At 63.0% G+C, this 14581-nt stretch carries 11 protein-coding genes; 6 read left to right on the top strand and 5 right to left on the bottom strand.

Annotation, left to right across the window (positions count from 1 at the left end; genetic code table 11):
- Positions 1-89 precede the first annotated feature (89 nt).
- From JSS27_00250 to ftsH, 3 genes are all read right to left on the bottom strand, one after another.
- Complete coding sequence (locus tag JSS27_00250) at positions 90-1505, bottom strand: Gfo/Idh/MocA family oxidoreductase (protein MBS0207357.1); 1416 nt, start codon at positions 1503-1505, stop codon at positions 90-92.
- 75 nt (positions 1506-1580) lie between these two features.
- The gene (locus JSS27_00245; GenBank protein ID MBS0207356.1) at positions 1581-1889 is read right to left on the bottom strand and encodes a Dabb family protein; all 309 of its coding nucleotides are present in this window, start codon (positions 1887-1889) and stop codon (positions 1581-1583) included.
- 410 nt (positions 1890-2299) lie between these two features.
- A complete protein-coding gene (gene ftsH / locus JSS27_00240; GenBank protein ID MBS0207355.1) occupies positions 2300-4312 on the bottom strand; it encodes an ATP-dependent zinc metalloprotease FtsH in 2013 nt (670 codons plus the stop codon).
- 267 nt (positions 4313-4579) lie between these two features.
- On the opposite strand from ftsH, the gene JSS27_00235 reads away from it, so the two are divergent.
- The 6 genes from JSS27_00235 (at position 4580) to JSS27_00210 (ending at position 10552) form a co-directional block, all read left to right on the top strand.
- On the top strand, positions 4580-5038 hold the full coding sequence (locus JSS27_00235; GenBank protein ID MBS0207354.1) for an NUDIX hydrolase: 459 nt from the start codon (positions 4580-4582) through the stop codon (positions 5036-5038).
- Between the two features lie 104 nt (positions 5039-5142).
- Entirely contained in the window at positions 5143-5460 is a 318-nt protein-coding gene (locus tag JSS27_00230) for a hypothetical protein (protein ID MBS0207353.1), read from the top strand.
- Between the two features lie 137 nt (positions 5461-5597).
- The gene (locus tag JSS27_00225) at positions 5598-6560 is read left to right on the top strand and encodes an aspartate carbamoyltransferase catalytic subunit (protein ID MBS0207352.1); all 963 of its coding nucleotides are present in this window, start codon (positions 5598-5600) and stop codon (positions 6558-6560) included.
- A 166-nt stretch (positions 6561-6726) separates the two neighbouring features.
- Entirely contained in the window at positions 6727-8031 is a 1305-nt protein-coding gene (locus tag JSS27_00220; protein MBS0207351.1) for a dihydroorotase, read from the top strand.
- A 42-nt stretch (positions 8032-8073) separates the two neighbouring features.
- Positions 8074-8655, top strand: coding sequence for an NYN domain-containing protein (locus JSS27_00215; GenBank protein ID MBS0207350.1), 582 nt, complete (start codon positions 8074-8076; stop codon positions 8653-8655).
- Positions 8656-9199: 544 nt separating this feature from the next.
- A complete protein-coding gene (locus JSS27_00210; protein ID MBS0207349.1) occupies positions 9200-10552 on the top strand; it encodes a VWA domain-containing protein in 1353 nt (450 codons plus the stop codon).
- A gap of 227 nt (positions 10553-10779) precedes the next feature.
- On the opposite strand, the gene purD is transcribed toward JSS27_00210, so the two are convergent.
- Entirely contained in the window at positions 10780-12072 is a 1293-nt protein-coding gene (purD, locus tag JSS27_00205) for a phosphoribosylamine--glycine ligase (protein MBS0207348.1), read from the bottom strand.
- Between the two features lie 318 nt (positions 12073-12390).
- Positions 12391-13482, bottom strand: coding sequence for a DUF4392 domain-containing protein (locus tag JSS27_00200; GenBank protein MBS0207347.1), 1092 nt, complete (start codon positions 13480-13482; stop codon positions 12391-12393).
- Between the last annotated feature and the right edge of the window lie 1099 nt (positions 13483-14581).

The raw sequence follows: 14581 nt of genomic DNA, 5'->3' as shown, positions 1-14581 counted from the left end.
GGGCTTATGGTGGTTAGCACGTTGATGCGGATGGCCGGCGCGGCGAACGCCGGCCATTCATCACTCATCATTCCGCAGTCAGCACTCGCTCACAGCGTCCAGCCGCTGCGGTATTCCTTGGTCAACAGCGCGTTCAGGCTCGGGTCGTTCGTCACCTTGCCCGTCGCGCCGTCGTATTCGACCTTGCGGCCGGCCTTGATGGCTACGTTGCCCAGTAAAATCGACTCGGTCAGTGTGCTGGCGTACTGGAAGTTCGACATCGGGGCCGGGCCACCCTTGATGCCGGCGATCCACTCTTCCTTCATGCCCAGGTCACCCTTGCCGTTCCGAGGAATCGTCTCGGGCACCTGCTCGCAGGCCGCCACGATCTCCTTGGCGTGAGGGCCCAGGAACTTGTACTCGGCCCCGTAGTCGTTGGGCGAATAGAGGGTCCCCTTCTCGCCGATGATCAGCGAGCCGCTGTCGCTCGGCTTTTCCCCTTGCAGCAGCGAGTCCGGCGGCAGCTTCTTGCGAGCCCGTTCTTGCCCTTCGTACCAGACGAACTTGATCGGCCCGCGCCCTTCGATGCCGGGGAACTGGAAATGAATCACAGCCCAACTGGGGAACGTCTCGGGATTGACCTCGGCACTCTTGGCGTCGATCGACGACGGCGCGGTCAGCTTGAGCGCGTTGAACGCCATGTTCGCCGTGTGACAGGCCATGTCCCCGAGCGCCCCGGTGCCATAGTCCCACCAGCCGCGCCAGTTGAACGGGTGATAGACGCGCTCTTCGTAGGGACGTTCCGGCGCGGGGCCGAGGAACAAATCCCAATGCACGTGCGACGGGACCGGCGTGGCGGGCAACTCGGCCAGCGCCTTGCCATGCAGCGCCGACAATGCCGCGGCGCGGCCGGCCTTGGTCATCAGAATGGCGTCGGAGCTTTGCGGCCAGACCGGCCGATTGGTCCAAACGTGTACTTCCTTGACGTCGCCCAATACTCCGGCGCGCAGAATCTCGGCCGCGCGGCGCAGGCCGTTGGCCGCCGTTCCCTGATTGCCCATCTGGGTCACGACGTTCATCTTGGCCGCGGTTTCGCGCATCAGCCGGGCTTCATGCACGGTGTGCGTCAGCGGCTTCTGGCAATAGACGTGCTTGCCCAGCTTCATGGCCATCATGCTGGCCGGCGCGTGGGTGTGGTCGGGCGTGCTGACCGTGACGGCGTCGATCGACTTGCCCATTTCATCGAGCATCTGGCGGAAGTCGTAGTACTTCTTGGCGTCGGGGAACTTCTCGGCCTTCTTGTTCAAGTAGTTTTCGTCGATGTCGCACAGCGCCACGATCTCGGCCACCTGGCCGGCCTGATCGGTGTCGCTCGAACCCTTGCCGCCGACGCCAATGCACGCCACCTGCACGCGCTCGTTGGGCGATTTGCTTTGCTGGGCTTGCAGACCCGCGGCGACCCAAAAGCCGACGCCGGCCAGGCCGGATTCTTTCATGAACGAGCGACGAGTACGTTGGCGAGCCATGGCGGGAACCTCACGTGGGTTGAGTGGGCGGGAATGTTTTGGGGCGGCTGGTGTCGTGTTGAGTAGCGTCGGTAATCACTTGGCCGCGATATCACTATCGAACACGCGGACCTTCTTCCAAGTTTCCTTGTTCTCGGCAATGAATTGCAAGTGGAGCGGCGCGGTCTGATAGGCGTCGTGCGCGGCTCGGTCCTTGAAGATCACGTGCAGCGCGACGTCAAAGTCCCGGTCGTTCACCGGCCGGGCCAGATCGGCCAGCGTGCCGGTACAGTAGAACACCGTGCCTGGGTGCTTGGACAGATACTTGTCACAGGCATCGACCAGCTTCTGCCGGTTGGCGTCGGTCGGGTCGTTCAACGAGAAATAGACAATGTGGGCGAGCATCGGGCTGGTTCCTTCGGCGGGTAAGTTGGCAAGAGCGTGCGACCGTAGCCCCCAGGCCACGACGGCCAGGGCCACAAGCGCCACGGAAGTCACGACCCAACGTCGCGACGAGAAGTTTTGCAAGCGAGACATGCGAGCGTTCCTTTCGGGTTGGCAAACTCGTCGAGTGGGAGTGAACGCCACCGACGCGAGCCATTGAGGATACTAGCCCGCCGGCGCGTCTCAAGAGGCGTTTGCCCCGCGCGTCGGAAAAAACGCCTGCACTTCTGAACCTGGCTGGAGCGCAATCCCCCCGTCCGTCATTCCCGCGCAGGCGGGAATCTAGGGGGCAAAAGTCTCCACGCTAGATTCCCGCCTGCGCGGGAATGACGGAAGAATTGCGGGTGTTACCTGCCTGCGAGCGTTGTGCGCTACGCCTGCCCGCTCGCCTTCGCCCCCACATTGGCGCCGGTGGCGACGGGATCCAGGCTGCCGCCGGGGGCGATCACCGCGGTATTCCGGCCGTTTCGCGCCGCCGCGGGGCCTAGTAATAGCTCCAAGTCCCGTTCGTCCAGAATCTCGCGCTCTTCCAGCGTCTTGGCCAGCAGGTCGAGTTGCGGGCGCTGCTCTTCGAGCATCTTGAACGAGCGATCGGCCGCCTCGTGGAGTATCTTGGAGACTTCTTCGTCGATCACCTGGGCCATGTGCTCGCTGAACTCGCGCTGCTCGATGATCTCGCGCCCCAGGAACGGGTTTTCTTCGCTCGAGCGATAGGCCACCGGCCCCACGCGCTCGCTCATTCCCCAATGCGTCACCATCCGGCGGGCCAACTGGGTACACCGCCTCAGGTCGTCCTCGGCGCCGGCGCTATACTCGCCAAACACCAGCTTTTCGGCCGCGCGACCACCGAGCATGAACACCAGCCGCGAATGCAACTCTTCCTCGCCGATGTTCATCCGGTCCTCGGCCGGCAAAAGTTGCGTCACGCCGAGCGCGCGTCCGCGCGGAATGATCGTCACCTTGTGGACCTTGTCGGTGCCGGGCAGCAACCACGCCAGCAGCGCGTGCCCCGACTCGTGATAGGCGGTCATCGTCTTTTCCTTGCCGGCCAGCACTTCCTCGCGCTTGGGGCCCATCAGCACCCGGTCCCGGGCAACTTCAAAGTCCTCCATCGTGACGCGGTCTTTTCCTTCGCGCGTCGCCCACAGCGCCGCTTCGTTGACCAGATTGCGAATGTCGGCTCCGGTGAGCCCCACCGTGCCGGCGGCCAGGCGTTCGATATCGACATCGTCAGCCAGCACCACGTTCCGGGTGTGAACCTTGAAAATGGCCACACGACCCGCCAGGTTCGGCCGGTCGACCGTGATGTGCCGATCGAAACGTCCCGGCCGCAACAGCGCCGGATCAAGCACGTCGGGCCGATTGGTCGCGGCCAATACGATCACCGATTCAGTCGGCGTGAAGCCGTCCATCTCGCTCAGAATCTGGTTCAGTGTCTGCTCGCGTTCGTCCTGGCCGCTGCCCAGGCCAGCGCCGCGGATGCGCCCCACGGCGTCGATTTCGTCGACGAACAAAATGCACGGCGACGATTCTTTGGCCGTTTTGAACATGTCGCGCACTCGGCTGGCGCCGACGCCGACGAACATTTGAATGAACTCCGAGCCGCTGATCGAAAAGAACGGCACGCCCGCCTCGCCGGCGACCGCCTTGGCCAACAGGGTCTTGCCGGTTCCCGGCGGCCCCATCAAGAGCACCCCCTTGGGAATGCGCCCTCCCAGGCGTTGGAACTTCTCGGGGTTCTTCAGGAACTCGACCACTTCGGCCAGGTCGTTCTTGACGTTTTCCAGGCCGGCCACGTCGGCGAACGTGATCCGCTGCGCGTTGCTCTCGTAGCGCTTGGCGGGGCTCTTGCCAAAGGCTGACAAGATGCCGCCCCCCATGAACTGGTCGCGCATCCGCCGGACCATCATCCAGACAATGGCCAAAAAGATCAGCGGCACAACCAGATACAAGATCATCTGGGGCACCGTGTTGTCCGTCGGCAAGTTGGCTCGATAGTGCTCGCCCAACTCGTTGCGCAAAATCTCGTCCAGCTTTTCGCCGGCCAGCGGGCTGAGCACCACGGCGAACTTCTGTTGCAGCGGCTGAGTGGCCTTGGACTTCCCTTCGGCGTCGACTTCCTCGGGCGTGGCGGGGATCTTTTTGAACTCGCCGAGCGCTTTGCTGTAGCTGACCAGTTCGACCTGGGCGACGTTATGGTCCTTCAACTGTTGCATGAAGAAGCCATAGCTGATCAGCGACCGGCTGGACCACTCGCTGTAGTTCATGCTGAAGTAAATGGCCATCAGCATCGCGATGGCAAACAGAATGGGCCACATGCCCGACCGGGGGACCGAGGACCGGTTCTTGGATCCCGACTCAGGGCCGGTCGAAGGTTCGCTCATGCCAATCCTTTCCAAACATTTCGCTGCCGAAGGCCATCGTTCACCAGGGTGATCCCTGACCAAGCCGGGGCAAACGTGGTACTTTGCGTAATCAACCGGGTGCCACGGGTGGCTTGTCCATCAGTGCGATGTGGCACCAGGCCGGAACTTGTCATTTGATCCGTAGGCATTCTACTGTCGGCATCGAGACCGATGAACCCGCACGGCGAGCCCAAACCAATGAAATCTGTGTCATCCCGCCACACCGAAGCCCCCCGAGATGATGCCTTGCCCGACGACGAAACGGTGAAAACGCCGCAGCTAGCCTCAGCGTCCGGCGACAAGCCGGTTCGTCGCGGCGTGGTAGCGGTCATCGCCGAGGGGGAGAAGCTGCTGGTGATCCAGCGCGCCCTTTACATCCCTGCGCCGGGGGCCTACTGCTTTCCGGGCGGCCACATTGAACAGAACGAAACCGAAGAAGTCGCCCTGGCCCGCGAGCTGCGCGAAGAGCTGGCCCTCGACGTGCGGCCAACGCGGCAACTGTGGCGCTGGACCACATCGTGGGGCGTCGATCTCAGTTGGTGGAGAGTCTCGGTCGCCGACCTGGCCGTGATGAAACCAAACACGAACGAGGTGCAGAAGGTCGTCTGGTGTACGCCGGCCGAGATTCTGACGCTGCCGAACTTGCTGGAAAGCAACCGGCGATTTATCGACCTGGTAATGACCGGCGAAGTCACGCTGGAATAATTGCCGAGCGTTTTACGCTCTCCAAAGATTCCCGGCGTCAACTTGCCCCAATACCGCCGCCTGGCGTTGGCAAGCAGTTTATGTACCGTAGTAGAATCGGGGGCATGGAATGGTGGAAACTTCAACTCTTGATCTGGTTCTTTTGGATTTTATGGGTGCTTTGCGGCACTGTCGATAAGGGTATCGAGAACATCCGCGATCCGCTGCCAGATGGCAGCCGGCGTGGTTTTAGTTGGATGCCAATTATTCCCGTACTCCCGCTCGCGTTTTGGGGCGTTGCGGAATTGATTGACATTGCAGTCGCGCCGTGGGGTAGCCTCGCGATCGGGCTGCTACATGCAATTCTAGGCGCTTATGCACTCGCCTATTTCATCCTCCGGGCGGCGACATTGCGCACGCTCGCAAAAAATCATTCCGCTTAACAAGGCCAGCTACTGATTCGACTGCCCCATTACCACCAGCCTGCATTGCTTGCAGCCCACGGCTAGATTGTTAGAATCGTTTCCCGGCGATTCGCTCTTGTTTTCATGTTTGGCCCAACCGGGGAGATACTGCGCCCATGAGCCTCGAGACCAGCGCTTGGGAGTCGGCCGCGGCAGCTTGGACGCATCGTCATTTATTGGGCCTCGAAGAGCTGACGGCTGACGAGATCACCCTGATCCTCGACACGGCCGAAAGTCTGAAAGACGCCACCGGCGGCTGTCGCCAGAAGCTGCCCATTCTGGCCGGCAAGACGATGGCCAATCTGTTCTTCGAGAACTCGACCCGCACGCGGATTAGCTTCTCTCTCGCGGCCCGGCGGTTGGGGGCCGACACCATCGACTTTGCCGCCAGTGGCAGCAGTCTTTCCAAAGGCGAAACCTGCATCGACACGGCCAAGAACATCGAAGCGATGGGAGTCGATGTGATGGTCGTCCGCCATCGGACCCCCGGCACGCCTCATCTGCTGGCCGACAATTTGGACTGCGCCGTGATCAATGCCGGCGACGGTCCGCACGAGCACCCGACGCAGGGGCTGCTCGACTTGCTGACTATCCGCCAGCAGCGCGGTTCGATCGCCGGCTTGACCGTCGCGCTGGTCGGCGACATTCAGTTCAGCCGCACCGCCCGCAGCAACATCTGGGGGCTCAAGAAGCTGGGCGCGCATGTGATCCTCTGCGGGCCGGCCACCCTGGTCTCGCCGCGCTGGCGGGAGCTGGGCGTCGAAGTTTCGCACAACCTGGATGAAGTTCTGCCGCGCTGCGATGTGTTGAACCTGTTGCGGATACAATTCGAGCGACAGACGACGCGGCCGTTCCCGTCGGTTCGAGAGTACGCGCTGCTGTATGCGATGAACCGCGAACGGATCGCCCGGGCCAAGGACGACATCCTGATTCTGGCCCCCGGCCCGATCAACCGCGGCGTGGAAGTCACGCCCGAGGTGGCCGACGGCCCCCACTCGGTCATCCTGGAACAAGTCAGCAACGGCCTGGCGGTGCGGATGGCGGTGTTGTGGCTGATTTGCAAACGGCTTGAGATGTAAGACGGTGGCGATAAGCGTAGGTCAGGCCTTGGCCTGACATTATTGTGTCCTGCGGAACAAGCGGTATCGCTGTAAGAAATGGATCCCACATTGATGTCAGGCCAAGGCCTGACCTACAAAGACACAAGCAGACACGTCACTACCGACCCCGAAGGACGGCAAGCGAATGACCAGCATCCTGATTGAAAACGGCCGCGTGATCGATCCCAGCCAATCGATCGACCGCGTGACCAGCGTGCTGATCGTCGACGGCAAGATCGCCGGCTTCGACGTGGCGCGGCAAGCGCACCACGAGGTAATCGACGCTACGGGCAAGATCGTCACGCCGGGCCTGATCGATATGCACGTCCACCTGCGCGAGCCCGGCCGCGAGGAAGACGAGACGATCGCCACGGGGACCGCGGCCGCGATCGCCGGCGGGTTCACCAGCATCGTCTGCATGCCCAACACCGAGCCGCCGATCGACACCCAGGGGACCGTCGAGTTCATCCAGCACCAGGCCGCCCTGGCCGGTAACTGTCACGTTTACGTGGTGGCTTGTGTCAGCAAGGACCGCGAAGGGAAGGAATTGGCCGAGATTGGCCAATTGGTCCAGGCCGGCGCCGTCGGCTTTAGCGATGACGGCGCGCCGGTCCACAACGCCGAGCTGATGCGCCGCGCGTTTGAATATGCCCAGATGTTCGACCGCCCAATCTTGAACCACGCCGAAGTGCCCGAGCTGACCACCGGCGGCGTGATGCACGAAGGGCTGGTGTCGATGATTCTCGGCTTGCCGGGCATGCCCTCGGCCGCTGAAGACGTGATGGTCGGTCGCGACCTGGAACTGGCCGCCACGACGGGCGGGCGGATTCACGTCATGCACATTTCGACCGAGGGGGCCATCGACATCGTCCGCCGGGGCAAGCGGCGCGGCGTGCGCGTGACCACCGAGGTGTGTCCGCACCATTTCGTGCTGACCGACGAAGCGCTGCGCTCGTTCGACTCGAACTTCAAGATGAGCCCGCCGCTACGGGCCGAGAACGATCGCGCGGCCTGTGTCGAAGGCTTGAAGGACGGCACGATCGACTGCATTGTCACCGACCACGCCCCGCACGCGGCCGAGAAGAAGATGCAAGAACTTGACCGCGCCCCGTTCGGCATCGTGGGGCTCGAAACGGCGCTGCCGCTGGTGATCACCCACCTGATCGAGCCGGGACACCTCGACTGGTCGCAGGCGATCGCCAAAATGACGATCAACCCGGCGCGTATCCTGGGGCTCGATCGCGGCACGCTCCGCGCGGGTGCGCCGGCCGATGTGACGATTATCGACCCCGGCTACGAGTGGACGGTCGAGCGCGAGCAAATGCGCAGCAAGAGCAAGAACAGCCCGTTCCAGGGTTGGCGCGTGCGCGGCCGGGCCGACGTGACAATCGTCGATGGCCAGGTCAAGTACCGCGCCGGCGTCGAGAACCTGGCGCTAGCGGGGCGGTAATACGTTTTCGCTCGTTCATTGCTGGCCGGGGAGCACCAGCGGATGGCGTTGCTCATCGACGGCTACAACTTGATCTACGGGGCCGGCATCGTCGGTCGCGGCTTTGGTCCGGGCGGGCTCGAACGCTCGCGGATGGCCCTGCTCAACTCGCTGGCCTCGGCTCTCAGTGACGCCGAGTGCCGCATCACGACGGTCGTCTTCGATGCGTCGCAAGCCCCGCCGGGTCTACCCGACCGGTTGCAACACCGCGGGATCGAAATTCGTTTCGCGCGCGATTACGCCAGCGCCGATGAACTGCTCGAAGAGTTGATCCAGGCCGACACCTCGCCCCGCCGGCTGACGGTCGTGTCGAGCGACCATCGCGTGCAACGGGCCGCTAAACGCCGCCGGGCCATCGCCGTCGACGCCGATGTTTGGTTCGGCCAGTTGCTTTCGCAATTGCCCCACCCGCGCGAGGAACAGTCGTCATCCAAGCCGAGTCAGCCGCACGTTTCGGCAAGCGAAGTGGAATACTGGCTGCGCGAGTTTGGCGGCGAAGTCAGCGAGGCCGCGCCAGACAAAGAACCGAGCGACAGCGACCGCATCTTCCCCCCCGGCTATGGCGAGGACGTCGAGGAGAAGTGAGCGAACGGACGGCGTTCGCTTTTCCCAAGCCGGCGGCTCGGCCGCCACCCAACGGCGACAGAGTCGCCGGCTTGGTATGCCAGAGCGCGCGGCGATGATACTACGAAGGATCACTTCTTCGGCGCGAGTTGCCAGGTAAGCTGCCCGCGGGTCACCCGCGGCTCGATGCCCGACTCAAGAATCAAGTAATGCCCCCGCGAGACGACGAGCGGCTCGGCTCGGCCGGGGACTTCAAGCGGGGCATCTCGGCACTCATCGGCGGGTGTCAATCAGAGGGCGTCGGGCGAGCACAGGCAAACGTCTCACCTAAAGTCCGCCCTTCACGGCCAAACCCAACGGACGAAACGCCCTTTTTTCACGTGCCGCTCGATACGGCGTTGGGTTTTGTACGTCGGGACGGAATATACTACATCATCAGCCCCTGGCTCGGCCCATTCAATTGACAACTTGGCGCAGTTGCCGGGACAATTGGCCGTAGGTTGGGGCGTTACGGGAACAGATTGCCGCTGGGCTAGCGAGCAACGGAGATGCGGAGGCGGAAGTGATGCGAGCCCTCAGGTTAGCGCTAGCGGTCTGGCTGGCGGCATTGGTCATTGGCACGTCGTGGGCCGCTCCTCCGGCCAAGCCGACCAAGCCCAGCGACAAGGAACGCGCCCAGGCGATCAACAAGCTGCGCTCCAAGACCGAGGCCACGCGCCACGACGGCGTGCTGCAGCTCGAAGCCTTCAAGGATCCCGAAGCAGCCAAGCTCCTGTATCAATACGGCCTGCACGACCCGACCGAACGGGTGCGGCTGGCGGCGTACGAAGTCTTGATGAAGTTCAAGGACGAGCGCCCGGTTTGCGACTGGCTGGTCGAGCAATTGAACCAGGAGTCGCGCCGGCCGACGCCCAATCAGTATTCGCCGCTGTTGCTCAGTGTGCTGTTGAGCAGCGATCTGGCCGAAGTGCAACAGACGTCGATGCGCTACTTGAATGACCACCTGGCCAACGCCCGCGGCGGGGACTTGTTCATCGTCTCGATGATCGACCTGCTGGGGGCTCGGGGCGATGCCGGTGACGTCGTGCCGCTGGAAAAAGTAGCGCAGTCGAAGCTGTTCAACGACTTTTTCGTCCGCCGCGCAGTGGTCCAAGCGTTGGTCCGCATCGATCGCACCGAGGCGGTCGAAGCGCTGGTCAAGCTGGTGGCCAAGACCGACGGCGAAGCCCGGGCCGACGCCATGGAATACCTGGGGCTGGTCAGCGGTCAAAAGCAATTGACCGAACCGGACCAGTGGGTCCAGTGGTGGGCCGACAACAAGGCCACCTTCAAGTTCCCCGTACCCTTCATGCGGCCGGCGATTCGCAAATTCGAAAACATCGTCATGCGCGGCACGTCTGACTATTACGGGCTGCCCCTGTACGCCAAGAAGATGGTATTCGTGCTCGATAACTCAGGCAGCATGTCCGGCCCGCGGATCGTGGCGGCCAAGCGCGAGCTGATTAACGCGGTGACGGGGCTGAAGGACGATGTGCAGTTCGGCATCGTCATATTCAACAGCGGGATCAGCACCTGGCACAAGGAGTTGGTGCCGGCCGACACGGCCCACAAGATCGACGCGTCGAAGTACATCGAACGGATCATTCCCAGTTCGGCGACAGCCACCTACGACGCGATCAATGCGGCGTTCTTCTACGACGCCGAGGCGATCTATGTCTTGACCGACGGCGCGCCGACGACGGGGCGTTATGTGCTGCCCGACGATATCGTGGCCGCGGTCGGCAAGCAGAACAAAACGCGCCGAGTCTCGATCTATACGATCGGCATCGCTCCCGGAGAACCGGAGAGCATGATGGAGACGTTCCTCCGCACGCTAGCCGAGCAGAACCACGGCCTGTATCGACGTGTGGATGAGTGAGTGTCGTGTTTCACCTCGCCCTTTAAGGGAGAGGTCGCGAGCGCAGCGAAGCGGGTGAGGGTAAATGCGTTGAAGGCCGTGGGATGTTGCGATTGGTGAAGGCAGAGCGAGCCCAATGTCGAATGGCAAGTGCCGTCTTTACCCTCCCCCTGCCCCTCCCTGAAAGGGAGGGGTGTTCATCGCGCCCGTCGCAATGATGAACGATTAAGCAACGGTGAACGATTGCGTTATGCCTTCGCCGCTTTCATCGCCTTGTCCGAGATGTCTTTGCGGCACCAAGCCCCTTCCCAGCGGATGGCCTTCACGGCGGTGTAAGCCTGGAGCTTGGCCGCGGGGATCGTGCTGCCGAGCGCGGTCACGCCCAGCACGCGGCCGCCGTCGGTGACGGCCTGGCCATCGGCTACCGACGTGCCGGCGTGAAACACCTTCACGTCTGGAATCCGGGCCGCCTCGTCGAGCCCGCGGATGATCTTGCCGCGCGGATACTTGCCCGGGTAGCCCTCGCTGGCCATCACCACGCAGACACTCGGCCGCTCGTCCCACACCGGCGCGAGAATTGATTCGAGCCGGCCATCGACCGCCGCGTCGAGCAACTCGAACAGGTCGCTTTTCAACCGCATCATCAACGGCTGACACTCGGGGTCGCCGAAGCGGACGTTGTATTCGAGCACCTTGGGCCCCTGGTTGGTCAGCATCAGACCCGCGTAAAGAATGCCGCGGAACGGCCGGCGGGCACGCTTCATGGCGTGGACCGTTGGCACCAGCACGTGCTCCTCGATCCAGTGCATCATCTCTTCGTTCACCAACGGCGCGGGGCAGTACGCTCCCATGCCGCCGGTATTGGGCCCGGTGTCGCCGTCGAAGGCGCGCTTGTGATCCTGAGCCGCCGGCAAGGTGATGATGGTTTGTCCATCGGTCAGCGCCAGCACGCTCGCCTCTTGCCCGTCGAGGCGTTCTTCGATCACGATCTGGTTGCCGGCCTCGCCGAACTCGCGTTCGCCGCCAATTCGTTCGACCGCGTCAAGCGCTTCGGCCCGGCCGCTGCAAACGATCACACCCTTGCCGGCCGCCAAGCCATCGGCTTTGACCACCACCGGTACGTCTTCGCGATCCTTCAAGTAAGTGATCGCGCGATCGACTTGCTTGAACACTCGGTAGTCGGCCGTCGGCACGTCGGCGTGGCGCAGCAGGTTCTTGCAGAAGACCTTGCTTCCCTCCAACTCGGCGGCCAGCTTGTTCGGGCCAAAGACACGCAGCCGGGCGGCCTGAAACGCGTCGACAATGCCGGCCACCAGCGGGACTTCGGGCCCCACGATGGTCAGGCCGACGTCGTTCTGCGACGCGAATTGAATCAACCGCGCGAAATCGGTCGGCGCAATGTCGATGTTCACGGCATCGACCGCCGTGCCGGCGTTGCCCGGCGCGACGAACACCTGCTTCACGTGCGGGCTTTGCCCCAGCTTCCAGGCCAAGGCGTGTTCGCGGCCACCGTTGCCGATAATCAAAATGTTCGTCGCCATATTTCAGGGGCCTGCTGCTTGGGTGGTTCGATTTCGTTGGCTTAGTTTCGCGAGACTCAAGATTTTACGGCAGTCGGGCCGCTGCTGGAATGGGCTGAAACGGGGCAATTGAGTTACGCCGTCCGAGATGCGAACAGGGTAGCCCGGACAACTTGTTGTCCGGGTCGCATTAGCGACAAGAGGGATCGTGCGCCGTGTCGATCGAGCGGTAAAGCCTTCCCGCGCCCTCTGGTTGCTGCGCAACCCCGACAACAAGTTGTCGGGGCTACCCGCTGAAACGTGGCAATGCGCGCTACGATGGCCGACAGGCCAAGCCGTCTAAGGAGATAAGCCCAACGAAGTGCGCATTTGCCGCAAAGGTTCCAGGTAGTCGTCGAGCTTAAGTCCATCGACGGTGGCGACAGCTTCAAGTGTCAAGCCATCGACCGCTTCGCCGCGCCGGACCAGGTGTTCAATCGCGGCGCGCTCGCTATCCGCGTCGAGCGTACGGACGGCCGCGGTTTGTCCGCGCAGCGCCGCCACTCCCAAGGCCAGCGCGTAGCCCCCCCAGTTGCTCACGCCGGCCAATAGCAAAAAGTCAGTGGCGATGCGACAAGCAATCCGGTCCATCGCCTGCGAAGTACCCGCGCGCAGGATCGTGTCCCACGCGATCGCTCCAGCGCCGATTTCGTTGCCGCCGTCGGCGATGCCGATGGTGGTGATGGGCAGGCGGCGTTCGGCAATGGTCTCGAACAGCAGGTGCGTTTTAGCCATCAGCGGCGTGATGTCGTGGCCGCGCATGTTATGACACCGGTCGCGCGCTTCGGCGGGGACCAGTCGGGCGAATTCCGCCTGGGTCGCGGCCGAGTGTTGATAGCTCGCTGCGGCCATCGACGATAGCGTATGGCACGGCCCGCAACGCTCGATGGAAATCAAGTGCGTCCAATCGCGCGCCGGTCGCGTGTCGAACACCTCGTCGCACCAGGCCAGGCTGCGCCGGCTCGATGCGGCGTCGTTCGCGTGGCGCTCGGGCACCATTGGCGCCAAGCCGTCGAACGGCATGACCAGCACCGACTCGGGGGACAGGCCCGCCGGGCGACAACTTGTCCGCAGCGCGTGCGCGCCGTAGGCGTCGGTGACAATTGTTGTGTGAACGTCCAATTCGTTGAGCACGCGCGCCAGGTAGATCGCCCCCGGCGGGCCATCGGTCTCGATGGTCATGCCGTTCGGGCCGCGCACCGAAAAGCCGGTCAAAATACCGACATGTCGGGCATGAGTTGCCAAATGTTCAGCCGCAGTGCGCAATTGCCCCTGATCGAGCCAACGACCATCGGGCTGGCGAAACGCGGGGAGTCCTCGCGCCGACGGATCGGCGTGGAGGATCGCCTCCCAGCGGTCCCAATCGACGTTGATACGTGACCCAGTGGACACCGTGCGACCTTTGATTGGATTAAGGAATCGAGAAACGCGCGTCGGCCTATTGAATACCGCTGGCGCGAGCGTGTAGGTTATGGCCACTCGCTGAAAATGAAAGATGCATGCGTTGTTTTGCTCGGGAAAAATGGAGCGGCGGAGCGTGCTCTTTCAGGGTCGCGGGTTGCGAACGACTGGCCGACGTTGCGACAGGAACGTAACTCGTCAGGTTGGGTTCTTGCGCACTTCTCCTCAGGCGGTTCGCAGACCAATCGCTGGCGGCCCCCGCGCCGCACGCTGGATCACCGTGCGCCGCTGCCAGCGCCAGCGAAAAAGTGCTAGTTGTCGAGGGTAATGCAGGTTGACAGGGCTAGGGAAATGGCTAAAAAGAGCGGTTGCGAGTTCGTGAAAAATGTCACAATATCGCGCCGGTCTTCGGGCTCCTTTTCTAAGCCCCACAAGGCAAGGAAGTTAGTGATTTACGGCGCGATCGGGTTGCTGGTCGAAATCGACGGGTTTCGATGACGGCAGCGTGGTTCATTTTCGTCGGCGAGTGCGCGCATGGCTGAAAAGAAAAGACCTTCGGTTTCCGAGATCCTCGCATTGTGTCGTCGCATGGATGGCGGCGGCGGTGGCGACGCCCCCGAGACACCTGCGGCAGAGTCCCAGGCGGCAGCGCCCGAGCCCGAAGCGGTGGCTGAAGCGCCCATAGAAGAAGCCGTTGAAGAGGCGCCGGCCGAAGAGCCTGCCGCGGCTGAGGAAGCGCCCCCTGCCCCGGTGGCTGAGGCCGCGGCGGCCAAGAAGCCTGCCGGCGCGCGACCAAGCGTGGCCGATATGATGGCCATGGCCCGCGCGAACAAGCCAGGCGGTGCAGCTCCCGCCGCGCCAAAAGCGGGCGAGGCGAAGACCAGTCCCAAGCCTGCGGCCGCCGCCAAGCCAGCGCCTGCAGCCAAGCCTGCCGCCGCGGCCGGTAAAGCGCCGCTTCCGGATAAGACCAAGCCCGCCGCTGCCGCAGCGCCCAAGGTGGGAAGCGCGAAAGACACCGCGAGCATTCTGGCCGCAGCACGCGCGGCCACGAAGCCTGGCCCGATCTCGAAGGAAGAGTCGGCCAAGCAAG

It is taken from the genome of Planctomycetota bacterium, from assembly GCA_018242585.1.
Classification (GTDB): Bacteria; Planctomycetota; Planctomycetia; order Pirellulales; family PNKZ01; genus JAFEBQ01.
Note: the sequence above shows the minus strand (reverse complement) of the source record. Positions and strands in the feature narration are given on the sequence as shown.

Coding starts and splice junctions, on each gene's coding strand:
- JSS27_00250 (MBS0207357.1), bottom strand. CDS start 1,505: ATGGCTCGCCAACGTACTCGTCGCTCGTTCATGAAAGAATCCGGCCTG.
- JSS27_00230 (MBS0207353.1), top strand. CDS start 5,143: ATGGAATGGTGGAAACTTCAACTCTTGATCTGGTTCTTTTGGATTTTA.
- JSS27_00245 (MBS0207356.1), bottom strand. CDS start 1,889: ATGCTCGCCCACATTGTCTATTTCTCGTTGAACGACCCGACCGACGCC.
- JSS27_00215 (MBS0207350.1), top strand. CDS start 8,074: ATGGCGTTGCTCATCGACGGCTACAACTTGATCTACGGGGCCGGCATC.
- ftsH (MBS0207355.1), bottom strand. CDS start 4,312: ATGAGCGAACCTTCGACCGGCCCTGAGTCGGGATCCAAGAACCGGTCC.
- JSS27_00220 (MBS0207351.1), top strand. CDS start 6,727: ATGACCAGCATCCTGATTGAAAACGGCCGCGTGATCGATCCCAGCCAA.
- purD (MBS0207348.1), bottom strand. CDS start 12,072: ATGGCGACGAACATTTTGATTATCGGCAACGGTGGCCGCGAACACGCC.
- JSS27_00210 (MBS0207349.1), top strand. CDS start 9,200: ATGCGAGCCCTCAGGTTAGCGCTAGCGGTCTGGCTGGCGGCATTGGTC.
- JSS27_00225 (MBS0207352.1), top strand. CDS start 5,598: ATGAGCCTCGAGACCAGCGCTTGGGAGTCGGCCGCGGCAGCTTGGACG.